The following is a 24,449-nucleotide window of genomic DNA, read 5'->3' on the forward strand; positions in this document are numbered from 1 at the left end:
TTATCCGGGTGCCGGCCGTGCCTTTGTCCTTTCCTGAAAAGCGGCTCTTTGCTGTAACCTGCGGAAGTGGAGCCTGCGTAGCTTCCGGGGGTTACAGCAATGTGCCGCAGGAAACATTAGGATATTTTTTTCAGTTCCCTTGCCGGGTTTGCGATTTCCATAGACGGTACATGTTTAGCCTGCCGTGGTAAATCCGGAGTCACGTCACTGCCACTGACAAGCCTCTGTTCTTCCGCTCCCGTTTCTTTACCTTCTACATTTCCATGCCGTCCTACCGGTTTAAGGGTAAGCTGTATCTTCCGGTTCAATGTGGCAAGCTCTTCACCCAACTTTTTGATTTCTCCCTCTTTGGGCCATGTGGCTGCCACTATTTCCTGCAAGACCGGAATATCTTTTGACAACTCCGCATTTTCCTTTTCCCGTTTCTCAATCATGCCGGGAATACGTTCCAGCGCATTGATGAAATACATTACGGCCAGTTTCGGGTCTTTGGCAATGTAACCGTTATGATAGGTATATTTGATACCGTCCAGTCCCTCGACCATGAATTTGTTATGCAAGGCTTGCGTGTCTCCGTCACAGCTCCTTTCGGTACGGACAAGGATACGAAAATCGAACAGAGTTCCGATTTTCATGTAATCGTCTTCCGTCCGGGCCTTCTGATTGATTGCGGCAAGCCGGTTGCCGAGTATCTCGATATTGTCCGAGTCCACACCGTCCAGTTTCAGGGGATTGGGACGAAGCCCGGTTTCCGTATCTACCGGAGCCACTTTATTGAGGTATTCCCAATCTCTGGTAAAGCGTCCGATAAAAATGTTGTTCTTCTCTATTCCGGCGGTCTTTTCATTCAGCTTTCCTTTCGCGTTTCCTTTATTACGGTGATACGCCTGCCTTTCACTTTCAAGGACTGCCAGTTTCTTGTCCAGTTTTGCCTTTTCCAACAAATCGTCGTTGCCTGAAAGAATAGCCACATATTCACTGAAATTGCCTCCGCCGTTTTCGTCTATCGCCCCTTCGTCAATGGTACGGGCGGCCAGATTGCGGCTTTTAAGCTGGTTGATGAACACCTGCTTGTTTTGCAGCAGATTGAACTTGTAACTGTCCAGAGACTTTTCCACCGCATAGATGTAACAGTCCACCTTGTTATCGGCATATTGCTTGGCGATGATATTGCCCTTTCTTACCGCCCGTCCGTTACGCTGCTCCAGGTCGGACGGCCTTCAGGGTATGTCCAGATGATGGATGGCCACGGCACGCTCCTGCGCATTGACTCCCGTTCCCAGTTTCTGTGTGGACCCGAAAAGGAAACGGATGCGCCCGGAGTTCATATCGCTGAACAGTTCCTTGCGTGCGTTGTCGCTGTTTGCTTCCTGAATGAACTTTATCTGCTTTTCCGGAATATTATGGTCTTCCACGAGTTTGCGCCTTATCTCACTGTAGATGTTCCACTGGTCGGGTTTATAGGTACTCAAGTCTGAAAAAATGAACTGTGTGCCTTTTTGGTCGAGATATTTATAGTAATATTCCGCAATCTTGGCCGCGCAATGGGACGCCTTGTTTCCCGGATTGTCGCCGTATTCAGGGTCTATCAGCCGCATGTCAAGCGACATCTTGTTCGAGTAGTTGGTGGCGATCAGCATCTGTGCCTTTTCTTCCGCCTTGGACAAAGGTTCCCTGTCTATGTAGGCTGCATCCCCGGTTTCAGCGAACTTTATCAGTTTCTGAATGAAAATTTCCTGCTGGGGAGTGGGCGGTATGTGATAGAGTTGCTCGTTGAGTTCCGGCCTGTCAACCCCTACGTCTTCGGCCGTTTTGTAATCGGTTATCTCCGCATAGAAATTGGCGAGTTCCGGCACTTTGATAAAATAGCGGAAACGCTCTTTCTGCACGACCTGGTTGGTCACGGAAAATTCAAAGTCCGTGCTTTTCTTCGCATAGACGGCCGCCCAACCGTCAAAACAGGTGATCCCCTGCCGCTCCATTTCCTTCGGACGGAGATATTTGAAAAGAAGATAGAGTTCCGTCAGGCTGTTGGAAATGGTCGTACCGGACAGGAAAGTGGCCCCCAAATCCCTGCCTGTGCGCTCCTGTATGGTACGGATGGCGAAAAGCATGTTCATGGCCTTCGTGCTTCCTTCGGGGTTGCCCAGACCGGAAACTCTTGCATGGCGTGTATTGAACATCAAGTTTTTGAAATTGTGCGATTCGTCAACGAAGAGGTGGTCAATGCCCATTTGCCTGAAATCGGTCACGTCATCCGTCCGGTCTTTTATATCCTGTTCCAGCTTTTCAAGTTTGGCCTCAAGGTTTTCCTTTCTTTTTTCCAGCCCCTTCTTTATCCAGCCGCTCACTTCATTGCCCTGCTGCTCGAATACTGCGAGATTCTCTTCGATGCTGTCTATTTCCTGCGTATATATTTCCTGCTGTATTTCGGGAGACTGGGGTATTTTCCCGAACTGGTCGTGTGTCAGGATGATACAGTCCCAGTTATTATTTTTGATGTCATGGAATATTCCGACACGCTTCTCCGGGGTAAAGTCCTCCTTGCCCGGATACAGTACCTTGGCATTCGGATAGGCCCTCTTGAACGTGTCGGCTATGTCATGCACATTGCTTTTGAGTCCGATAATCATCGGCTTGTTCGCCAGTCCGAGACGTTTCATCTCAAAGGCGGCCACGCACATGATAAGGGTTTTGCCCGTACCTACCTGATGGTCAATTATACCGCCGCCGTTCATCTTCAGCATCCATACGGCATTTTTCTGGCTGTCGTACAAGGACGGTATGCCCAGCCCTTTCAGGTCAAGGAACGGGAAACTTTGCAGGGAACCGTCATAATCCGGGCGTACATAGCAGTTGAACTTGCGGTTGTACATGTCCGCAAGGTGCTGTTTAAATTCGGGGAGCTGTTCATTCAGCCAGCCTGTGAAAGCAGACCTTATTTCATTGATTTTGGCGTCGGCAAGCTGGATGGCCTCGGCATCCCGTACCTTTATATCATTGCCTTCTTCATCCTGCACGGTTTTTGTTATGTCGGGCACCGTGTTGTGCAGCGCATGTTTCAGCAGGTCGTTTCCGTAATAACCTCTTTTTTCCCCTTTCACATAATATCTGTCGGTGATGTTCGCGTTCGTTTCTTCAAAACTCACACTGAACTCGTCGATGGATTCCGTATAGTGGATATGGGCTTTTGCCTCAAAAAGATAACCGGCAAACTCTTCATATACGGACACGGGTATCCACCTTTCTCCCAGATTAAAATCAAGCAGTTCGAAACTGATCGGCTCCGGTATGGCTTTCTGCAAGGCTTCCAATGATTTCTTGCTTGCGTCGTCATCGGGATAATCTTTCAGGTAGTTCTCTATCCATTCGACTTTGGCCACTACATTGCCCGCTATGAAACGGTCCTTGATTTCATAGTTCTTCATCATAGGATTGTAGAAGATACGGTTTTCCAGTTGTGTGAGCAGTTCCTGCCTGCCTGTTTCACTGAGATTTTCCATATATTCCAGATTGACTTCTCCGAACTTGTTCAGGGATGCCGCAAGCGCTTCCTGCGGTGTATCCACATGTGTCACTTCATTGGCGTTGAACGATACGGGAACAGAAAAGATATCCGCCTTCTGTATCTTGCCGTTAACGGAACGTTCCAATGACAGTATTTCCCGTCCTCCGGCATCCATCAACAGGAACTTGGCATTGTCCTTTCCGTTCAATTCCCTGAACATGCGGTAAAAACTGTCATACCGCTTGACCAGTTCTTCCCGTAGTTCCGGCTGTTCCGTTTCCGTTTCGGCTTCCTTATTGTAGAGATTGTGGTAGGCTTCACGGAGCGGGATATAGTAGGCGGCCCGGTATTGTTGGGTGACTGTCAGTTTAAGCGGATGGAATTGTGCTTCGGGAGTACCCACCCCCTTAAATATCCGTATTGCTCACCCGATTTCACGATGGAGCCGTTCTTGTATTCGGGACGTATCTCTCCGGTAAACAGTCGTGGTTCCATTTCTTTCTTCCGCTCTTCCTCGAATTTTTGTCTGCGCTCCTGCCATTTTGCTTCTGCTGCCGCCCGTTCCCCAGTCAGGTCTTCCTGCGTGGCGGCTTCATCGTACATGTTCTCTTGGGAGAAAAGATTGAACATTTCCGGTTCATTCCCTTTCTTTTTGCGGGATACCGACGGTGCCCGGCTTGGTGAAGGTCTGCTTTCTACGATTTGCACCTCCGCTTGCTCTTCATCCGCATAGGCGGCAAACAGGTTGAGCATGGGTTCATAGGACTGTGCGGAGCTTTTTTCCTGTACCTCCTGCCGTTCTGCCTCTCCTGCTGTTTCCAATAGTGTCTCAAACTCCGTTTTGAGGATGGTGGAATTGTTTGAGCGGGATAGATTGTCATCATAAAGTTTCCGGTCAAGATGGTTCTCCACATCTTGCGCCAATAACTGCCTGAGATGTTCGGAAATGGCGCCGACACCTCCTTCATGAATAAAATTCATGGCCGGTTGTCCGTACATGTTTTTGCCCATAGATACGGAAGTATGGACGATATGGTCTAAATCGGCATAGCTGTTGTTGATATTGATGTTGCCTGATATAAGGCGGGTTTCAATAAAGTTCCGTTCCTTTTCAGTCAGTTCCGATTTTCGGGTATTCTTCTGCAATACGATCAGGTCACTACTCACTTCCGTACCCGCATCAACAAACAGGTTATCCGGCAGACGTATGGCTGAAACAAGATTGGCATGGTTCACCAGCCATTCCCTGACGGGACGGTTCTGTGGCGAGTCCATGACGCCCGAAGTCGTGATATAGGCCAGTATCCCGCCTTCGTGCAACGTGTCCATACCTTTGAAAAAGAAATAGTTGTGTACGGCAGCAAGTGAGGATTTACGCACGACGTCTTCGCTCCGGTCAAAATCCCGGTCATAAACTCTGGTATTTCCAAACGGGATATTGGATGAAACCATATCGAAGTAGTTGTTATAATAGGGCTGTATGGACTGGAAACCGTCTATGGTCACTCTGCTTTCCGGATAGAGGGATGAGAGGATTTTTCCCGTGAGCTTGTCTTTCTCGAAACAATGGACTTCGGGAACATCCTTCAAGCCGCTGATAAACATGCCCGTTCCGGCAGAAGGGTCAAGAAAACGTCCCGGACGGATTCCCGGTAGCTGCAAGGATTCCTGCATGGCCGTTACCACCAGCTCCGGTGTGTAAAAGGCTGTGAGAGCGGAGTTTTTGAGGCTTTGGACGTATGACTTGTATTCTTTTTCGTCTTTGGAATACTCACGCAACAGTTCATGCAGCAATCTGACTTGGGGAAACAGTTCCCTGTCTGTCGTTCATCTTTCAATGTCCGTGTCCTTTTCCGCCGGATTCAGGATGCACTTCAATCCCCCGAAACCCGAATAACCGTTCAAAACCTTGCGTCCCTCTTCCGTGAGACAAAACTCCGGGCGCATGAATATCCATTCAAGTGCGGCTATGTTGTCCGCCAAATGTTGTCGTTTGTTATATGCCATATTGTTCTATATAAAATTGTATGAAACCTGTAAGTTCAACGGTAAGTGTATGATAGGACGGGGATGATTCAAACCGGTCATCTATGGGATATTTGCTGAATACTGTTTCTGCGGGCGACAATACTTTCAGGCAGAAACCTGCCCGTTTTTCGGGCCACACTTCGGGAAACCACTCCGACACGACTTCGAAAACCGTATCGAATTTGGAAAAGCGCAAGTCCTGATAGAGAACGGCCTCGGCCAGTTGCAAAGCCTGCGTAACGGATAAGCCGTCATGTATGGCACGTTCGTAGCTGCCTGCCGCATCGTCAGCCCGAACCCGGACAAGTGCTTTGTCACCGGCAATATGCGGATGGCTTTCCTTCAAATAAAGAAGGAGAGTCGTCTCAAAATAGGACAATTCTCCGGTTGCGGTATTTTTATCTTGTATAATCATTTGTTATCGCTTTAAAATGTTAATCGGATATTAAACATATACCCGGCTGCCATAAAAGAGAACCGGGTATATATCTGATGTGGACATGGATAGTTTTTCTACTACATGACGGACAAGCTCTTTTTCGAATGTGCCTTTACGGATGCCACATGGCGGGGGGACTGCTGTTTCACTTCCTTTTTCTTGTCGTTCCGGTTATCAATGGCGGGCTTGTATTCACGGGCGTTGCGACCTATCAGCAATTGGTTGCTCTTGTTGCTGAAACGCACATCATCGGAAAATACCCTGCCTTTGTAGCGCATATTCTCAATGAATACCATTTCATGGTTCTGAAGCATCTTTTTCTGTTCGGGGGTGATTTTGGCCCCCATGATAGTGTCGTTGACTTTCAATTGTTCCCCGGACTGCTTGAAAGCGATGTCCATTATTCTCGGATCGACGAAAGCGACACCGGAAAGCAGCGTGTCGTTTTTGCGCTGTATGTCGTTGATGGAAAGCAGTCCGCCGGAAGCGAGTATTTGCTTCTGTTTGTCATCCAGCCTTTTCCCGTAGATATAATCGGGTATCTTGATGGCATCCACCGGCATGGTGATGATACGGTTGCTCGGTTCATGAAAGGATACATAACAGTTGCAGACCGTTCCCGTATGGGTATCCTTCATCTCCTTGACAGCCCCCAAAGTCCCGGTGTCTTTAAGCGATTGCTTTTCCTCGTCTGTGAATACTCCTTTATAGGCAGGCAGGTCGTACTGTGGTTTATCGAGCCTGCTTAGAGTTTTCAGTTGCACCTTGCCGTCCTCCCCTTTGACACAGAGGAAACAGGCTTCCCCCATATCCTTCTTTTCACCGTTTACTTCCTTGCTGATGGGGAAAGCCATAGAGGTAATCCTTCCTTTTAGCATCTCACCCATGCAGTGGTTATCAAACAAGAGTTGCTTGTCAACTCCCAATGCGGCAAGTTCTTTCCACGGAAGCTGGTGTTCGTCGAACTTATACCGACGGGCAAGTTTGGCGATACGTCCTTCATCGTTGAGTTCGCTGTTCTCCACCAGTTTTTTACCTTCTACTCCGGGGTCTTCCCCTTTTCGGATCTGAACTACGGCATTCAGTGTCTTTTCCAAAAGGACAAGAGGTACGAGGAAGAAACTGAAACTCGTGGGATTTTCGTACTGGTTCTTGAAATTGGTGAAGAATAGTTCCAGCGGTGAGGTACGATCCAGTTTGAGAAAACTGCTGCTGTTCTTCTTGTCGGGTGGCACGATTTCGAGACTGCCGTCCTGTTCATTCATTTTGGAAACAACTGCGGTTTTGTTCGTTCGCTTGTCAAGGATGGCCATTACATGCTCGTCCTGACTCTGTTCTTGTTGTTCTTGCTTTTTCTTAGCCATAAAATCAATAATTTAAGTGATACAATAATTAATCAATACCGGGTAAACTTTAGCCCGTCGGTGCGAATGTAGAATATTAATTAATAAGATGTTATGTTGTTGAAACGGATAGGAACAGATGGCGGTGATTGGCGAGAAATGGCAACCCTATTTAAATAAGTTAGAGTCTTAAAAAAGATAGGAAGTCACTTTTTGTTTTACTAAGAATGATGCTTCTCCTTATTTTCTGTACTTTTGTATAAAAGATAACAATTGTTTATTTATAGAATAATATGAAAATTCCAACAGCTCTTTATCTGCAAGAACAGCATGATGTTGAATGTGGTGGTAGACATATTCAATATTTCATTGCCACCTTTTTAACAAAACCATATCCTATTGAGCCAACTTTAGGTGACCTTCATGACTATAGAAAATGTAAAGGCTGTCAAGAAACTAATAAAGAAATAGTGAGGCAATTGAAAGTGAAATTTGATAAATTCCCTTTTTGTTGCCAATGGCATCAAAAACTATTGTCAATTAATGAGTTTAATAAACTGGACTATGCGAATACACCACAAATGACAGCCGACAAAGTTATCTATTGTTATCAGCACATTCTTAATAATCAAGACAGAATTGACTGGAAACAAGATATTACTTATTATTTGGAATATACAATAGAAAGTTTTGGGAATTTTCCTAAAGGGTGTGGAACTCCACTTTTTCTAAAAGAATTTGTAGATTTACTTATTTTTCGCATAGAAAACAATGAGGACATTAAAAAAGAAACATATGATTATATCAAATCTTATTTTGATGATTTCATGAAACCTGCATCTTCCACAAAAATAAATCCGTTTAATCTCCTTATCTCAAAATACAATGTATGGTTGAAATTATTCCCTTTTGATTTGCCTGAATTTCGAGAAGCTAAAGAATATTTTACGCAACAATCACCTCTTATGGTTGAAGAGATTTTTTATAATCCATATTCAAAGTGCGCGCATGGGAGACTAATAACAGAAAGTAAATTAGTTGATTATCTTAATTCGCTGACACATAAGCTGCTTCAGAAAATAGACTTTACAAGTCTTACCCAAAATCATGAATTAGCTCAATATTCTTCTTTGATGATTAAAAGTGGATATAAGATAGAAAATGAAATTATATTCACATCATTTTCAAATAACGAGTTAAAATATATTGATTTTATCAAGCGATGGATAGAAGTTCAGAAAAAGTATTTTCAACAAATGGAAAATTTATTCAAATTAAATAATCTATTAAAGGGAGATTTATACACAGATTCGTATAATGAGTCTTTAGCACGAATTAATTATTTTAAAAATTTTATAGAAGACAAAGATGGTTATCGCTTATCTTGGCAACAAGGGGTTGTAAGAGAGAAGGATGCGCAGATTTCATTTAAAGCCGTGTGGTATAATACTGCTTTTGATGTCAATAGGGAGGTTGAAAATGGACGGGGAATTGTTGATTATACTATATCAAAAGGCGCAATGGATAAAACTTTAATAGAGTTTAAATTAGCTTCTAATAGCAAACTAAAATCCAATTTACAACACCAACTATCTATTTACGCAAAAGCAAATGATACAGATAAATATATATCTGTAATCTTATATTTTACAGATAAAGAAGAACAAAAAGTTAAACGCCTATTGAGAGAACTTAATATAGCAAATAAGGAAAATCTTATAATAATTGATGCTCGAAATAATAAAATATCAGCTTCAAATGTATAATAATTATATGTAATTAACTATTTAATTTAAATCAAAATTATGTCTCATATATTTATTGATGAATATCCAATATTAACTTTTGAGTTTGAACCTTTTATAGATAAATATTGGAATATAGGCTTATCCCAATATATTATAGAACAATATGGTAATTCAACTACTTATGACCATGAAAAAGTTGAGAAAATTTTAATGTCATGCTTTGAATACTTTATTGGTCAATTTAAAGATTTGATATTAAAACAAGATACAGAAATATTTTTTAAAAGCGTATTTCTATTTCATGAGGCATCAATTGCTCTGTATATAAAGCAACTCGAAGGTTTCCAATTACCAGAGGTAATAGAGTCTGACTTTCCTCGTTATAGAAGAGTTCTAAAATTGATATTAGAACAAGCATGTGATATAGAATTAACTGCAAAAAAAGGACTTGATTATAAAGAGATAATAAATACAATACAAGAGTTATATTATTTAGGTAATTGGATTTATGAATTTGCAATTTATATCGCATACCATAAGATGATTCAAAATGCTTATTATATAGAATTTGAAGAAAATGTATTTACATGCGGATGGCAAAACAATTTCGGAAAAGTCAACGAAACCTTGTGTAGATATTTCGGTATAGATTATGAAACTTTTTTTGATGAAGGAGCATTGAATGAATTGAAAAGAGCGTTAGAAGATAATTTCTCAATTGATTATAATAAGGCAATTGGAATAATTCCATATTTAAAAAAACATCATAGTAATAATCCTGAGCAAACATTAGAGCCTTATATATTACCAATTAATTTAGCAACTGAATGTAAAACTTCTGAAGAAAACACATCAATGTTTTATTCTGGATTAATGTTGTCCAAAACTAATAAATTAACTCTCGAAAATGCTGTTTTAAAACCTTATTCTGAAAAACGATATATGTTTAGACCCATTTTAACTTATATTGTTGATGGTGTGGAAAGAGCTTTAATAGGAAACAATAAGATTGCAGAAAGCATGATGGTTATTGCTTCAAATATGATACACTGGAATAATATGCCTGAAGAATGGTTAAAGGACAAAGGTATGGTTGATTTTATGAATAAGAAAGGATTAGAACATGATCGTCTATTAGAAAATGAAATAGAAAAAATATTTCAACAAAACAAATATCCATATTGTAGAAATATAGAATCATTTAGACAAAAAGGTAAAAAACAGAATATAAATATAAACACTCCGAAAGTAGGTGAAATTGATTTTATTATTGTAAATAAAAATAAGAATAAAGTTTTTATTGCAGATACAAAATATAATCGTGCCCGGTATGATGCTGTCGGTTACAGAATTGATTATAGTAATTTTATTGAATATGAAAAAAAACTTGAAAGAAAGAAGAATTGGCTTATAAACAACCTTCAAGTTTTGCAAGAACATTTAGAAGAAATGTTTCATATTGATTATAGCATTTTAAGCTTCGAAGTTGAAGCTGTTTTTTTTATTAACACTCCAACTTTTTATATGTTTAATGGAAAATATAAGGCTTTAACATTGCTTCGTATAAAAGAATACATAGAAAATACATGGGACTATCCGATTATTAAGTTAGAAGACAAGACAAATAAAAGGATATTAAAATATTCTCACCCATATTTTAAGAATCCTATAATTATTTCAACTGAGTAATTATTATATTATGCCTTATTTGGCATATAATTATTGGAATAGTCCTATTTTTGACATATTGCTTTGTTGAAATAGGACTATCCTCTAAAATCCTTATTAGGAATTATTATTTTCATTATCACCTAACAAGTACTTTAATTTAGGATCATTCTCTATGCGGATTAACTCGTTCTCTACAAGTTCCACAATATCCTGCTTGATTTGCCGGTAGTTAGCCTGTATCTGCTGCTCCATTGTATCATTACCATTCTCATCCAGAAAGCAGCTGATTTCGGGAATGGGCTGGTAGGCCGCCGTCTCTTTCTGTATAGCTTCATTGTCAACAACTATCTGCGCATGGAAAATTTTCTGTTCTATTGTCTCTCCAAAGTTGTCTGCTACGGCACCGACAAACATTCCCTGACTCAATGTGCTGATTTTGGATGCAGGTATCAGACTGTCCAGTTGGGTATTGATAGAAGTAGATGTATCATTGCGATTGATGCTCATGGATTCCCGTTTTTGCAGGATTTTCCCGAACCTTTCCGATAAGGTTTTGGCAGTTTCACCCACTACCTGACCGCTAAAGACATTGCCAACAGTTGACATGATGACAGCGGCCTCCTTGTCTCCGTAATCGCGCTTTAACTGGCTAAAATCCTGAAAGCCCAATACAACCGCCACTTTATTGCTTCGTGCCGTGGCAATCAGATTATCCAGACCTTTAAAGAAAATGGTGGGTAACTCGTCAATTATCACGCAGCTTTTCAGTTGTTTCTTCTTATTTATCAGCTTAACGATACGGGAGTTATAGAGTCCCAATGCTGCTCCATAGATTGAAATCCTGTCGGGATTGTTACCCACACACAGAACTTTCGGCTCTTTCGGATTATTAATATCCAGTGTAAAGTCACTGCCGGACATCACCCAATATAATTGTGGACTTATCAGTCTGGATAACGGGATTTTAGCACTTGCAATCTGACCTTGGAGCTGCTCACTCGCTCCACCTTTCCATGCGTCAATAAACGGACTTAGATAGTTCTCCAAATCGGGGTAACTGGTCAGAATTGTAAAAACGTCTTCATACCTTTTATTTAGCAGTTCTATTGCATGTGGAAACGTACAGTACTTGCCGCCTTCATAGATTTTCAAAAACCAAATTATGGCCGTAAAAAGCACAATCGGAGATTCTACAAAGAAGTCTCCCTGCTTCTGCACCCAACTTTTATTGAGATTAAGCATGATTGTATAACTGGATTCGTAAGCATCCGAAATATCCGTCATCAGTTCCGGAGCCAACGGATTACAACGATGGCTCTTGCGTGGGTTATCGAAGTTTATCACATAGAACTTGGGTGGTATCTTATAACGGTGTCTGTATTTAATCAAGTGGTTATAAGCGATAACCGACAAATCGTCAAATTTGAAATCGTATATATAGAGTGCATAAGACTTCTCGATCGCCTGCTTTATATAATTATTGACTACGGCATACGACTTACCGCTACCCGGTGTACCCAGAATCATGCTTGCCCGGAACGGATTCACTACATTAATCCAGCCTTTCCATTCCTTTCCCCTATACCAGAATTTGGTCGGCAGATTGACGGAATATTCGTTTTCCATGAGTTTCGTTTCCTGCATGAAGGATTCATTCTCACGGTTGAAAACGTCTTCCAGCAAGTTATTTTTCAACAGGCGGCTTATCCATAAACCGGATGCCAGCAGGCAGAAAAAACCGCTGGTCAGTGTTGTGGTATAAAGTACCGCACATACACCGGATGACGCACTAATGGATAACAACCACCAGTTCAGGAAAAAAAGTATGGTGCCCGCTATAGCCGCAATGATAATCTGCCTTCATGTGATTTCATGCTTCTTCACTCCCTTGTTGCCCATGCAGGACAGACCGAGGAAGAGGACACAGAACAGTTTTGTGTAAAGTAAGGATGAGAACAGTCCTGTGGTACGTTGAAAGTTGGAAAGTATCCTATCCACTATACCGAGCGTTCAGCCCATTTCGTGGAGTCAGCCGTAACAAAACCAATAAATGTGTATCGTCAAAAATAAAAAACTGATGGCCCGCATAAAGTCTGTGACTTTGGCAAGACCTCTTAAATCATCTTCATTCTGCATAATTGTAACTATTAAAATTAAACTTCTTGTTCTATACCTTATTATATTATAACCTGCGTCTCCGCTTTTTCTTCTTCTTTCGTCCATAACGGAAAGCCGGATCGATGTACTCGTGAGTATGGTCATCTTCCATAAGTACGGAGAAAATATCAACGGCTCCGAGTGCGGATGTGTCAATCAGGCTACCGGAAGTTTCCTGCTGCCGGCGGTGCTGTTGTTCCTGCCGTTCCTCCCTCTCTTGTCTTTCTTCCCGTTCCGTATCTCTATCCCGCCGGGATGTTTTGTGTTCCGGTGGCGGTATCAACTGTTCACGGTCTGCATCCGGGTTGTTGAACAATTCATTGAACACATTGGCAGAAAAGGCTTTACCCAGGCGTGAACCGTTGAATACAGTCCGGCCGATATGGTCTATAAAAGTGGTACCATACAGACGTCCTTCCGAATTGATACGGTAAACCACTTCTATATCCGCCTCTTTCAGTCTACGGGCAAAATCTTCTTTCGTGCCGATGTCCTGCATGGCTTTGGTGATTTCCTGCCTTGTTCTTTCTGAGAGGTTGCCCTTCTTCATCTTTTCAGCGGAAGCGGCAAACTTCTTTTGCAGTGCTTCATAACCGAATACCTTGCCGAACTTACTGGATTTGAAAGGTGTTCCCACCTGCTGTCCGTTATCATCCAAAGCTCCGTACATGATACCGTGGTATTCATTTCCGTCCACATTCCCCCTGACTTCATAAACGGTTACGTTATACAAATTCAGAAGGGTATTAAACTCCGCAAGCGAGTGGCAGTTGTAACATTCCAACAGAGTACGGGCGGTATGTTTTACCTGCGTTTTCACGTCACCTTTCGGATAGTCCACTTTTTGCAGACTTACCAGTTCTCGCTCGCCATGTTCTCCGAGTGTGGGATGAAGCCCATACTTCACTTCCATTTCCCGACAGATGTTCTGTGCCCGGATGGCCTCCCGGTTGTGGTCTATCTTTTCTCCTTTCTCGTTGATGCGTACCGAAACGATGTGCATGTGTTTGCGGTCGATGTCTTCGTGCAGCCAGACTATATAAGGCTGGTTCCCGTAACCGAACTTTTTCATAAACTCCTGCGCCAGTACGGTCATCTGTTCTTCCGAAAGAATGTCTTTTGGGGATGGGTTTAGGGAGATATGGATGACCGGTTTCTTGACGTGTGAATTAAGTGCAATATAAGGCTCGAAAGCCTGCACGCAGTTTTCAATCGGCACATTACCGGATGTGTCCGCCGCAATTTTTGGGTGTCATAATACCATTGCCGTACCGTCGTCCACCTTTATTTTATTATAGGCAATCACTCCGTAGAACGAACTGCCCGATGTGATATTCGGCACCATGACGTTATTTCTTTTTAGTAAGATACTCCTTTTCGTACCGTTTTGTCAGTTCGATAACCTGCCTGCATACTTCCTCCAGTTTACGGGTTTCTTCGGCAAGTTTGTAGAGAAATGCAAGTGATTTCTTCTCCCCATAAATAGTGTGAATAGTCTTTACACACTGATTGTAGTTGTTTCCTATTCTTCGGAACTGCTGATAGAAAGCGGTGAGCTGGGCGTAATACTCCTGTGCTTCCTTATCAATCTTCACTACCTTGAACTCTCAACCGAAGATGCGGGCGAAGATAAATTCAGCCTTATTCTTCATGCCGGACTGCTCGAACATGGAGATAAACTTTTCGTCTTCCTCGTCATTGAGACAAAGGTAATAGCGATGCGTGCGCGGGTCTGCCAGCACCTTGCGCCCTGCGGCGCTACGGATTCTTGTTTCATCTTTCATAACATGAAAATTTTAAAAGGTTCGACTTGGGAGAACCTTTGCCCCCGAAACACCTTTCGGGCGAGACTTTCAGCGGGTAGAAATATTTTCAACCGCTGAAAGTACACCTCGCTATATGCTGACGCATATTAAAATCCGGCTGGGCCGGATTAAAGGTCTGAAGGGGTGTTTTACGTTCTCTATCGAGAACGGGCTGCGCTCTCCCGGCGACAAAGGTAGATAGTTTTTTCGTTATGGTCATTATCAAGCATCACGCCAACAGCCGCCAACAAATGACTTTGAAACCACAGGTACATTACGGATGCTCTTTTTGAGGTTTATTTGTAGCCGGATAGTTATTTAGCCACTTATCCGGATAGATAAAAAGATGGTTATCAAGATAACTATGCGGACGGTTTTCTATCCGAATAGCTTTTTGTCTGGATAGTCATTTGATTAAATAAGTTTTCAGATAAGCGTTCATAAAGTTATCTATCCGCTTATATGTCTATAGATATATAAAGATGTATAGACAAGCAAGTGGATATTCGGATAAATGGAGAAGTAAATAGACTATTAGCTAAATACTTAGATAAACAACTGGATAGCTATGTGGCTACATGGCTGAATAGATAAATAGCTATATAATTGGATAGCTATGTAAGTATGTAGCTAAATAGACAAATAGCTTCATAGCTAAGTAGCTATATAGCTATAAAGCTAAACTGATAATGAAATGAATGAACGGATAAGTGGATAGGCGTCTATCCGCTAAACTATCAATAAATCAAATTATTCACTTAAATTAGGTAACAATGGAAAAGAGAAAGAAAACATTATTCGTTTCGTTCGCTACCCAGAAAGGGGGCGTGGGTAAATCAACATTCACCATTTATGCGGCATCGTGACTACATTATGTGAAAGGACTGAATGTAGCTGTGGTGGATTGTGACTATCCGCAGCACTCAATCATCAAACAGAAAAAACGGGATATGGAAGTGGTAAAGACTGTTCCCGTTTATCAGAGTCTGCTTGTTGAACAGTCGGAACGGCTGGACAAGAGGGCTTATCCGGTTATCGGCAGTAACCCGGCAGACTGCATGGCGGACTGAAGTGCATTTGAAGACAAAACGGATACGCATTATGACGTGGTGCTGTTTGACCTGCCCGGAACTATGGGTAGCGACGGGGTTATCGCCGCAATCAGTGCGCTCGATTATCTGTTCGTACCGATAAAGGCAGACCGTCTCGTGCTGGAAAGTACGCTGAACTTTGCTACTACCATTAATGACCGCCTGATAAAGACCGGCTTGTCTTCTCTGAAAAGGCTGTGTCTGTTCTGGAACATGGTGGATCGAAGAGAACGCACTACATTGTATAACATCTACCAGCAGGGGTTCTCCCTGTTAGGGCTGGACTGCCTCCAAACACGTATTCCCGTGCGCAGTAACTTCACTAAAGACTTGTCTTCTACGGGCGGCCCCGTTTACCGGAGTACGCTGTTCGCTCCCGATGCGGCCTTCACCAGAGAGTGCGGCTTTGATATGTTCATGGATGAAATCATGGGAATACTTAAAAACGAATAGTCATGGCAAAGAAAACAGGCGGACAGAATCTGGTGGACGAAGCGTATCTGCGTAGTCTGATGGCAGGGGGGCCTTCGGAGCCTCCTTCATCTCCGGCCCCTTCCATTACCGGAGAGAGTGGCGGAAATAGAGCAACCGCTTTATCCGATGAAAAAGGAAAAGCGGATAACAATGTGAATGGAACAGTAAGGGATATTTCCGGTGCGGATGATATCGGCTGTTCGGAATTGGTTACGGATAAACCGTCACCGAAAACGGTTCGCACCGCATTGGCCGACTTTATCCGTAAGTTCCTCACACCTTATAAATGCGAAGGCAGACAGGGGGTATATATAGACAAGGAACTTCACCAGAAAATATCCGTTATTGTAGGGATTGCCGGTAAACGGCAGTTGACGGTAGGCAACTATATAGATAATGTATTGAAAGAGCATTTCGAAAAACATGCGGATGAGGTGAAGACTTATCTCCAAAAGAGTTATAACAAAATATTTTAGGTTATGGATATACAATCAGGTTACTATGAAGCCGGAATAGTTCTGTTCTGGCTGCTGTTTGCTTATCTGTTCATGGACAAGTTCCTGTTCAGGGGCGGACTCGGCGAGATATGTTTCGGGAAGATGCGCCGCCGGATGGCAAAAGGTCTGCGGAGCATTGCCGGATGGTTCGATCCGACAAAAGAAGAACCGAAGAAAGGACGCAGGCGTACGAAAGGAAAAACGGAAAAGAAAGAAGTTCCGGCAGTGGCAGTGCCGGAAGCTGAGGAAAGGAACCACCCAACTGTAAAAGTGGAAATGAAGGGCAAAAAAAAGGATGAAGTTAAGGAAAAGACAAAAGGCAAGAACATGGAAAATCCGCTTCAAAAACGGCCTGAAACGGACAGCCTTGTCGTTACAAAAAGCTATGGTACACGCCAACAGCCGCCAATAGACGCCATCGGTTCCGGGGCTATTGCAGGTAAGGAAAATGCCTCTACTTTTGCTGGCAGAAACGGGGAAACGACACCACCAAAGGTTGCACAAGTGCCGCCTGAGCGCATCCCGGATTTGTTCCGGGACAAGCGTGTGGAAGAGTGGCGGGCTTCTGAGGCCGACAGTTCCGGCAGGCTTAAGGATAATAAGGGACAGATTGAAAACGGTGACGACGTGGATACCGACGAACTGAACGAGGAACTGGAAGATTTGAACTGTGCCCGTGAAGATTATCCGGGCGGTATATCCGGTATCGGGCCGGAAGAGATTGACCTGATTATCGACCTCTGCAATGGCAAGGATATTCCGACAGACAAACGATTGTCCCTTTTAAGGGCGATCCATCATATCAAGGATACGCAGATTGAACGCTCGATACTGGAAAGTATCAATGGCAGCGACAGCCGTATCAGCAAATTTCTGGATGAAGCCGAACAAATGAGTGAGGCTGCTCCGGACAGTGACTAACCAATTAAAAAAGGAGGTAACAATGACAAGAGGTTATTTTGATACGGGTTGACAGCCCGTATCACTGTAAGGAGAGAGATTCGGTAGAAAACCAACAACAAAACGTATCATCCATGTTTATGACGTATTTCGATTCAAGTTGACAAACGACGGTTTCCTCTTTATGACGGGAAACGTATTAATTCCCAGAGAGACAATCATTCCATTAACTCATCCATAAAACGACAGCGGCAATGACAAAAGGCTATTATGATTCGGGATGACAGGCCGTTCATGGCATTCACCCGGTAAGGTAACAAGAACTATTCACCATTAAATTTTATCCGTATGAATATAGGACTGGTAGATGTGGACGGACATAACTTCCCCAATTTTGCATTGATGCGCCTTTCGGCTTACAACAAGGCAAAAGGTTGTCAAGTAGAATGAGCGGAACCGGCGAGGCGTTATGACAAGGTGCTGGCAAGCAAGGTGTTCACCTTCACACCTGACTATGATTACCGGCTACTGGATGCAAGGGAAGTGATAAAGGGCGGAACCGGATATGATATTCCGGGCAGGCTTCCCGAAGCTGTGGAAAACAGCCGGATGATGGACTATTCCATTTACCCCGAATACCCTTTTTCGCTCCAGTTCTTTTCAAGAGGCTGCATCCGCAAATGCCCTTTCTGCCTCGTCCGTGAGAAGGAAGGATACATTCAGGCCGTAGAGCCGGTGGAACTGAACCCGAAAGGGAAATGGATTGAGGTGCTGGACAATAATTTCTTTGCCAACCCGCAGTGAAGGTCGGCGATAGATTATCTGATGAAAAAAGGGCAACCCGTGAAACTGCACGGTGTGGACGTGAGGATTATGGACGAGGAACAGGCCTGGCATCTGAACAGGCTGAAGATGAAGCAGAATATCCATATTGCGTGGGACTTGCCGCAGCTTGATTTGACAGAACGCCTGAAAGAGATGGTAAAATACGTGAAACCCTACAAGATAACCTGCTACGTACTGATAGGATTCAATTCGACTGTTGAGCAGGACTTGTTCCGGTTGAACGTACTTAGGGAATTGGGAATCACTCCCTTTGTAATTCCTTTTCGGGATTATGGAAATGAACGGACACCTACCCGTTACGAGCGTGACCTTGCCCGATGGGCGAACCGGATGTGGCTGTTCAAATCCTCTTCCTTTGAAGACTATACACCCCGCAAGGGATTCAAATGTGGGGAATATCTGAAATAAACCGATAAAGACAGTAAAGACAATGAGAACAAACGGCTATTACGATTCGGGATGATTCGCATCCCGCTTTCAAGAGAGAATTAACAAGAATGTTTCACCACCAAATCATGTAACAATGCAAATGGCATATTATGACTCCGGCTGATTTCCGGCCGGAACTTACCCCCTGAATCAATAAACCATAAGCGGCTGCGGGTTGCCTATGGGGATAGTGAAAGGGGGCAGTCCGTGGCTTTTTTTAATCACCTAAAAATCACGGAGATAAATGAAAAAGAAAAGATTGATTATGATGCTGGCCGCTGTTGCGGCGGCAAGTGCGGCAATGGCACAAGGAAACGGGCAGGCAGGTATCACCGAAGCGACACAACTCGTGACCGGATATTTTGATCCCGGCACAAAACTGATTTATGCAATCGGTGCTGTAATCGGCCTCGTCGGTGGAATCAAGGTATATCAGAAGTTCAGTTCGGGCGACCCCGACACGAGTAAAACTGCCAGTTCGTGGTTCGGAGCCTGTATCTTTCTGATAGTCGCCGCCACCATTCTGAGGTCGTTCTTCCTCTAAAAACATAAAAAAGACAATAACTTATGGCTGATTTTGAAATAAATAAAGGGGTGGGCCGTGAAGTTGAGTTCAAGGGGCTTCGGGCACAATACCTGTTTATTTTCGCCGCCGGCCTGCTTGCCGTATTTGTGATGTTCGTCATCATGTATATGGCGGGCGTCGGACAGTGAATCTGCATCGGTTTCGGGGTATCGGCGGCTACGGTACTAGTATGGCTGACCTTTACGCTGAACCGTAAATACGGCAGCCACGGGCTGATGAAGCTGTTCGCGGCCCGGCAGCATCCCCGGAGAATCCTCTCACGAAAACGTATCACACGTCTGATCAACAAACAACAATCGTAAATTATGAGAAGTATATTAAAAGCATCCACACTGGAAAGCAAGTTTCCCATCATGGCGGTGGAACACGGCTGCATCGTCAGCAAGGACGCCGACATCACGGTCGCTTTCCGGGTCACACTGCCGGAAGTGTTTTCGGTATCATCCGCAGAATATGAGGCGATGCACGCCACATGAGCGAAGGCAATCAAGGTGTTGCCGAACTATTCAATCCTGCACAAACAGGATATTTTCATCACGGAGAAATACGAGCCGGACATCCGCCGGGACGAACTCAGCTTTCTCTCCCGCAGTTTTGAACGCCACTTCAACGAACGTCCCTACCTGCACCACACCTGCTACCTGTTTCTCACCAAGACCACCAAAGAGCGTTCCCGGCAACAAAGCAACTGGAACACGCTCTGCCGTGGTTTTCTGGTGCCGAAGGAAATCAGGGACAAGGAAACGGTGGAGCGATTCATGGAAGCGGTGGGACAGTTTGAAAGTATCGTCAATGACAGCGGGCTTGTCAGGCTGGAACGGCTGACCACGGAAGAGATTACGGGAACGGAGAACGAACCGGGTATTATCGAACGGTACCTTACGCTCTCGGCAGACGGAACGAGCATGTTGCAGGACATGCAATTGAATCCGGACGAAATGCGTATCGGTGACAAGCGGCTCTGCCTGCATACACTTTCCGACCTCGATGACCTTCCGGGTAAAGTTAAAACGGACGGGCGGTACGAACGCCTCTCGACAGACCGCTCGGACTGCCGTTTGAGCTATGCCGCCCCCGTGGGCGTGATGCTGCCCTGCGACCATATCTACAACCAGTGGATATTCATAGACGACAGTAACGAAAACCTTTCCCGTTTCGAGAAGATGGCGAAGAACATGCAGTCGCTTTCCCGGTACAGCCGCAGCAACCAGATCAACAAGGAGTGGCTGGATGAATACCTGAATGAGGCGCATAGCAACGGACTGCAATCCGTGCGCTGCCATTGTAACATCATCGCATGGGCGGAAAACGGGGACGAACTCCGGCGGGTGAAGAACGATGTGGGAAGCGCACTGGCATTGATGGAATGTACTCCGCACCATAACACGACCGACCTTCCGGCTCTCTATTGGGCGGGCATACCGGGAAATGAAGCGGACTTTCCGGCCGAAGAGACGTTCTACACGTTTACCGGGCAGGCGCTCTGTTTCTTCACGGCTGAAACCTGTTACCGGAACTCGCTCTCTCCCTTCGGCATCCGCATGGTGGACAGGCTGACGGGAAAGCCCGTCTTCCTCGACATATCGGATTTGCCCATGAAAAAAGGGGTAGTGACCAACAGAAACAAATTCATACTCGGCCCCAGCGGCAGCGGGAAAAGTTTCTTTACCAATCATCTCGTGAGGCAGTACTGGGAACAAGGGACGCATATCCTGCTGGTGGACACCGGAAATTCGTACAAGGGACTCTGTGACCTGATACATCAGAAGACCGGAGGGGATGACGGGATTTATTTTACATACAAGGAAAATGACCCGATTTCTTTCAATCCGTTTTTCACCGAGGATTACCGGTATGACATCGAGAAGCGGGACAGCATCAAGACACTGATACTCACCCTTTGGAAAAGGGAGGATGAACCGCCCCGACGTTCGGAAGAGGTGGCGCTCTCGAACGCAGTCAGCCTGTATATCGAGAAGATAAAGAAGAACCGGAAGATAAAGCCGAATTTCAACTCGTTCTATGATTTTGTAAGGAAAGACTACCGGAAGGTGCTGGCAGACAAGAATGTGCGGGAGAAGGACTTTGATGTGGACGGTTTTCTGAACGTGCTGGAACCTTATTATAAGAACGGTGAATACGGGTATCTGCTGAACTCGGACAAGGAACTGGATTTACTGAACAAACGGTTTATTGTATTTGAGTTGGATGTTGTGAAGGATAATCCAATCCTCTTTCCGGTTGTCACCATCATTATCATGGAGACGTTTATCAATAAAATGAGGCGTTTACAAGGTATCCGCAAGATGATACTGATTGAGGAAGCATGAAAGGCAATCGCCAAGGAAGGTATGGCAAACTACATCCGTTATCTTTTTAAAACAGTCAGAAAGTTTTACGGAGAGGCGGTTGTAGTGACGCAGGAAGTGGATGATATAATCTCTTCCCCCGTTGTGAAAGAGACGATTATCAACAACAGCGACTGCAAAATATTGCTTGACCAGCGGAAGTATCAGAACAAATTCGACCAGATACAGAACCTGCTCGGCCTGACGGACAAGGAACGCAGCCAGATACTTTCTATCAATCTTGCCAATGCAGCGAACCGCCTTTATAAAGAGGTCTGGATTGGGCTTGGCGGTACGCAAAGTGCGGTATATGCGACAGAAGTTTCGGCTGAAGAGTACCTTTGCTACACCACCGAAGAGACTGAGAAACTGGAACTTATCCGCCTTACGGAAAAGCTGGGCGGAAACATCGAGCTGGCTATCAAACAACTTGCCGAAAGCAAGCGGCAGGAAAACAAGTAACCATATTAATCTATAGAAGACAATGAGTAAGAAAGATTTATTAAGCCAATGCAGGGAAGCACTCGGAGATGCGACCCTGACCAATCTGGATCTGCTGAACCTGATCGGGGAAATGAAGAAGGAACTGGAACACGACCGCATCTGCGGTCACTGAATGAACAAGGAAGGCGGCTCCACGCTGACAATCCGTAAATCCAACCACGTGACGGACGGATTCAAGGGTTATAAAGCCACGCTATTCGCCGGAGAAATGAGTTATACCGAAATCAATATCCCGCTCCGTAAAGGGGACGACCTTTTCCTGCACGGGAACAAGGATGCCGGATGTATCGAGTATTTCAGCGGAAGCGAGGTATTGCTGTTCGGTTGTTACGGGCTGTTTGCCCGTGATGACGACAGCCGGTATTTACTTACCAAAGAAAGGAGATAGACGCATGAAAAAGAGAATGATAATTTTATTCATGGCAATGCTGTCCCTTTCGGTGACAAGCAAAGCACAATGGGCAGTGATAGACCCTACGAACCTTGCTCAAGGCATTGTAAACTCGGCCAATGAAATTGTACAGACTTCCACAACGGCACAGAACATGTGAAGTAACTTTCAGGAGACTGTAAAGATTTACCAGCAGGGAAAGGCCTACTACGATGCTTTGAAATCCGTACACGATCTCGTAAAAGGGGCACGCAAGGTACAACAGACTATCCTTCTGGTAGGTGACATCAGCGATATTTACGTGACTAATTTCAATACGATGATGGGCGACCCGAATTTTACCGTGGAAGAACTCTCGGCCATTGCTTTCGGGTATAACCGGTTGCTTGAAGAAAGCAGTAACCTGCTGCTGGACTTGAAGGAAGTGACCACGGCTACCGGACTCTCGATGACCGACAAGGAACGGCTGGACATCATCAACCGGATATACGGCGAAGTGCTGGAATACAAGAACCTGACATGGTACTATACTCGCAAGAATATCGGCATATCGTACCTGCGCAGCAAGAAGAAGGGGGATTCCCGACGGGTACTCGCCTTGTACGGGACACATGAACAGCGTTACTGGTAATCATTCATCCTTAAAAAAACAGATAGATTATGGTATTACTATCAATAGACTGGACGAACCTGCATGAGTTGCTGCGTTCGCTTTACGATGAAATGATGCCGCTGTGCGAGGATATGGCCAGTGTGGCAAAGGGAGTGGCCGGTATCGGTGCCCTGTTCTACGTGGCCTACCGGGTATGGCAGTCCCTTTCAAGGGCGGAAGAGATAGATGTGTTCCCACTTTTCAGACCATTTGTGCTGGGCCTTTGCATCATGTTCTTTCCTACTATGGTGCTGGGGACAATCAACGGGATTCTTTCCCCCGTATGCAGTGCCACTTCCTCACTGGTGGAACAGCAGACTTTCGACATGAAGAAGTATCAGGAAGAGAAGGACGAACTGGAACGGGAAGCGATGCTCCGTGACCCGGCAAAGGCTTTCCTTGTGAGTGATGAGGAATTTGACAAGAAGATAGACGAGCTTGGCTGGTCGCTGGGGGACATGGACACGATGATAAACATGTACGGGCAGAAGGCGGTGTATGACATGGGGGAAAAGGTGAGGCAATGGTTCCGCGAACTGTTGGAACTGTTCTTTCAGGCAGCCTCGCTGCTGATAGACACGCTGAGGACTTTCTTTCTGATTGTCCTTTCCATACTGGGGCCTATCTCTTTTGCACTGGCCGTCTATGACGGGTTCCAGAGTACGCTCACCATATGGTTGTCACGCTATATCTGTATTTACTTATGGCTACCCGTGGGCGACCTGTTCGGGGCTATCCTCTCACGCATACAGGTTCTGATGTTGCAGCAGGACATCAAACAGATGCAGGACCCGACATTTATACCGGACGCATCGGGCAGTGTGTATTGTATATTCATGATTATAGGTATCATCGGTTATTTCTGCGTTCCCACGGTGTCCTCGTGGATTATCCAGGCAGGCGGTGCGGGAGCTTACGGACAGAAGGCTAACGGTGCCGGGAAAATGGCCGGGAACGGTGCGGCGGCAGTCAGCGGCGCAGTCGGCGGATCGGTAGCCGGACGCATCAAGAAAATGTTCTAAACATATCACT

General features: G+C 44.6%; 17 protein-coding genes and 6 pseudogenes. 15 read left to right on the forward strand and 8 right to left on the reverse strand.

All coding sequences use genetic code 11. From position 1 onward, the window contains the following. Positions 1 to 116: 116 nt before the first annotated feature. The 5 genes and pseudogenes from NXV01_RS12660 to NXV01_RS12680 all read right to left on the reverse strand — a co-directional run bounded on the left by NXV01_RS12660 (position 117) and on the right by NXV01_RS12680 (position 7,339). Entirely contained in the window at positions 117 to 1,139 is a 1,023-nt protein-coding gene (locus NXV01_RS12660) for a hypothetical protein (RefSeq protein ID WP_151879375.1), read from the reverse strand. Between the two features lie 81 nt (positions 1,140 to 1,220). Next, a pseudogene (locus NXV01_RS12665) lies at positions 1,221 to 5,182 on the reverse strand (N-6 DNA methylase). A 153-nt stretch (positions 5,183 to 5,335) separates the two neighbouring features. Next, positions 5,336 to 5,515: a hypothetical protein gene (locus tag NXV01_RS12670; RefSeq protein WP_005655137.1), complete on the reverse strand. Its 180-nt coding sequence runs from the start codon at positions 5,513 to 5,515 to the stop codon at positions 5,336 to 5,338. Next, positions 5,505 to 5,951: a DUF1896 domain-containing protein gene (locus tag NXV01_RS12675; RefSeq protein WP_151879374.1), complete on the reverse strand. Its 447-nt coding sequence runs from the start codon at positions 5,949 to 5,951 to the stop codon at positions 5,505 to 5,507. Before NXV01_RS12675 ends, NXV01_RS12670 begins: the two co-directional genes overlap by 11 nt. Positions 5,952 to 6,052: 101 nt before the next feature. Further along, positions 6,053 to 7,339: a DUF3945 domain-containing protein gene (locus NXV01_RS12680; RefSeq protein ID WP_151879373.1), complete on the reverse strand. Its 1,287-nt coding sequence runs from the start codon at positions 7,337 to 7,339 to the stop codon at positions 6,053 to 6,055. A gap of 272 nt (positions 7,340 to 7,611) precedes the next feature. Between NXV01_RS12680 and NXV01_RS12685 the strand changes: the two genes are divergently transcribed. Beyond that, positions 7,612 to 9,084, forward strand: coding sequence for a hypothetical protein (locus NXV01_RS12685; protein WP_151879372.1), 1,473 nt, complete (start codon positions 7,612 to 7,614; stop codon positions 9,082 to 9,084). A 39-nt stretch (positions 9,085 to 9,123) separates the two neighbouring features. After that, on the forward strand, positions 9,124 to 10,755 hold the full coding sequence (locus NXV01_RS12690; protein ID WP_151879371.1) for a hypothetical protein: 1,632 nt from the start codon (positions 9,124 to 9,126) through the stop codon (positions 10,753 to 10,755). Positions 10,756 to 10,851: 96 nt separating this feature from the next. On the opposite strand, the pseudogene mobC reads toward NXV01_RS12690, so the two are convergent. From mobC to mobA, 3 genes and pseudogenes are all read right to left on the reverse strand, one after another. After that, positions 10,852 to 12,873 (reverse strand): annotated as a pseudogene (gene mobC, locus NXV01_RS12695) (conjugal transfer protein MobC). 46 nt (positions 12,874 to 12,919) lie between these two features. Continuing rightward, the gene (gene mobB / locus NXV01_RS12700; RefSeq protein ID WP_151879381.1) at positions 12,920 to 14,095 is read right to left on the reverse strand and encodes a conjugal transfer protein MobB; all 1,176 of its coding nucleotides are present in this window, start codon (positions 14,093 to 14,095) and stop codon (positions 12,920 to 12,922) included. A gap of 148 nt (positions 14,096 to 14,243) precedes the next feature. Next, positions 14,244 to 14,678 (reverse strand): annotated as a pseudogene (gene mobA, locus NXV01_RS12705) (conjugal transfer protein MobA). An 896-nt stretch (positions 14,679 to 15,574) separates the two neighbouring features. Between mobA and NXV01_RS12710 the strand changes: the two are divergent. From NXV01_RS12710 to traJ, 13 genes and pseudogenes are all read left to right on the forward strand, one after another. Continuing rightward, positions 15,575 to 15,769 (forward strand): hypothetical protein, encoded by a 195-nt coding sequence (locus NXV01_RS12710; protein ID WP_004315593.1) that lies wholly within the window; start codon positions 15,575 to 15,577, stop codon positions 15,767 to 15,769. A gap of 63 nt (positions 15,770 to 15,832) precedes the next feature. Next, entirely contained in the window at positions 15,833 to 16,243 is a 411-nt protein-coding gene (locus NXV01_RS12715) for a ParA family protein (RefSeq protein ID WP_009860224.1), read from the forward strand. 2 nt (positions 16,244 to 16,245) lie between these two features. After that, entirely contained in the window at positions 16,246 to 16,740 is a 495-nt protein-coding gene (locus NXV01_RS12720; RefSeq protein ID WP_151879368.1) for a DUF3408 domain-containing protein, read from the forward strand. A 3-nt stretch (positions 16,741 to 16,743) separates the two neighbouring features. Further along, a complete protein-coding gene (locus NXV01_RS12725) occupies positions 16,744 to 17,682 on the forward strand; it encodes a hypothetical protein (RefSeq protein ID WP_151879367.1) in 939 nt (312 codons plus the stop codon). 456 nt (positions 17,683 to 18,138) lie between these two features. Next, positions 18,139 to 18,465, forward strand: a complete 327-nt coding sequence (locus NXV01_RS12730; protein WP_004315589.1) for a hypothetical protein — start codon at positions 18,139 to 18,141, stop codon at positions 18,463 to 18,465. 21 nt (positions 18,466 to 18,486) lie between these two features. Next, on the forward strand, positions 18,487 to 18,915 hold the full coding sequence (locus NXV01_RS12735; RefSeq protein WP_004315588.1) for a hypothetical protein: 429 nt from the start codon (positions 18,487 to 18,489) through the stop codon (positions 18,913 to 18,915). Positions 18,916 to 19,180: 265 nt separating this feature from the next. Next, a complete protein-coding gene (locus NXV01_RS12740; protein WP_009860229.1) occupies positions 19,181 to 19,480 on the forward strand; it encodes a DUF4134 domain-containing protein in 300 nt (99 codons plus the stop codon). A gap of 23 nt (positions 19,481 to 19,503) precedes the next feature. Continuing rightward, positions 19,504 to 19,824, forward strand: a pseudogene (locus NXV01_RS12745) (DUF4133 domain-containing protein). A 3-nt stretch (positions 19,825 to 19,827) separates the two neighbouring features. Then, positions 19,828 to 22,332 (forward strand): annotated as a pseudogene (locus NXV01_RS12750) (TraG family conjugative transposon ATPase). A 22-nt stretch (positions 22,333 to 22,354) separates the two neighbouring features. Beyond that, positions 22,355 to 22,486, forward strand: a complete 132-nt coding sequence (locus tag NXV01_RS12755) for a hypothetical protein (RefSeq protein ID WP_008020351.1) — start codon at positions 22,355 to 22,357, stop codon at positions 22,484 to 22,486. Then, on the forward strand, positions 22,487 to 22,762 hold the full coding sequence (locus tag NXV01_RS12760; RefSeq protein WP_151879366.1) for a hypothetical protein: 276 nt from the start codon (positions 22,487 to 22,489) through the stop codon (positions 22,760 to 22,762). It begins immediately after the preceding gene. 4 nt (positions 22,763 to 22,766) lie between these two features. Continuing rightward, positions 22,767 to 23,396, forward strand: a pseudogene (locus tag NXV01_RS12765) (DUF4141 domain-containing protein). Positions 23,397 to 23,425: 29 nt separating this feature from the next. Further along, on the forward strand, positions 23,426 to 24,439 hold the full coding sequence (traJ, locus tag NXV01_RS12770; protein ID WP_151879365.1) for a conjugative transposon protein TraJ: 1,014 nt from the start codon (positions 23,426 to 23,428) through the stop codon (positions 24,437 to 24,439). Positions 24,440 to 24,449 lie beyond the last annotated feature (10 nt).

It is taken from the genome of Bacteroides sp. BFG-606, assembly GCF_024788145.1.
In the GTDB taxonomy this organism is placed as follows: Bacteria; Bacteroidota; Bacteroidia; order Bacteroidales; family Bacteroidaceae; genus Bacteroides; species Bacteroides vicugnae.

Bases quoted from the DNA above. Each gene is read 5' to 3' on its own strand.
- NXV01_RS12670 (WP_005655137.1), bottom strand. From the start codon at position 5,515: ATGGCATATAACAAACGACAACATTTGGCGGACAACATAGCCGCACTT.
- NXV01_RS12675 (WP_151879374.1), bottom strand. From the start codon at position 5,951: ATGATTATACAAGATAAAAATACCGCAACCGGAGAATTGTCCTATTTT.
- NXV01_RS12680 (WP_151879373.1), bottom strand. From the start codon at position 7,339: ATGGCTAAGAAAAAGCAAGAACAACAAGAACAGAGTCAGGACGAGCAT.
- NXV01_RS12685 (WP_151879372.1), top strand. From the start codon at position 7,612: ATGAAAATTCCAACAGCTCTTTATCTGCAAGAACAGCATGATGTTGAA.
- NXV01_RS12690 (WP_151879371.1), top strand. From the start codon at position 9,124: ATGTCTCATATATTTATTGATGAATATCCAATATTAACTTTTGAGTTT.
- NXV01_RS12715 (WP_009860224.1), top strand. From the start codon at position 15,833: ATGGGTAGCGACGGGGTTATCGCCGCAATCAGTGCGCTCGATTATCTG.
- NXV01_RS12720 (WP_151879368.1), top strand. From the start codon at position 16,246: ATGGCAAAGAAAACAGGCGGACAGAATCTGGTGGACGAAGCGTATCTG.
- NXV01_RS12725 (WP_151879367.1), top strand. From the start codon at position 16,744: ATGGATATACAATCAGGTTACTATGAAGCCGGAATAGTTCTGTTCTGG.
- NXV01_RS12735 (WP_004315588.1), top strand. From the start codon at position 18,487: ATGAAAAAAGGGCAACCCGTGAAACTGCACGGTGTGGACGTGAGGATT.
- NXV01_RS12740 (WP_009860229.1), top strand. From the start codon at position 19,181: ATGAAAAAGAAAAGATTGATTATGATGCTGGCCGCTGTTGCGGCGGCA.
- NXV01_RS12755 (WP_008020351.1), top strand. From the start codon at position 22,355: ATGAGTAAGAAAGATTTATTAAGCCAATGCAGGGAAGCACTCGGAGAT.
- NXV01_RS12760 (WP_151879366.1), top strand. From the start codon at position 22,487: ATGAACAAGGAAGGCGGCTCCACGCTGACAATCCGTAAATCCAACCAC.
- traJ (WP_151879365.1), top strand. From the start codon at position 23,426: ATGGTATTACTATCAATAGACTGGACGAACCTGCATGAGTTGCTGCGT.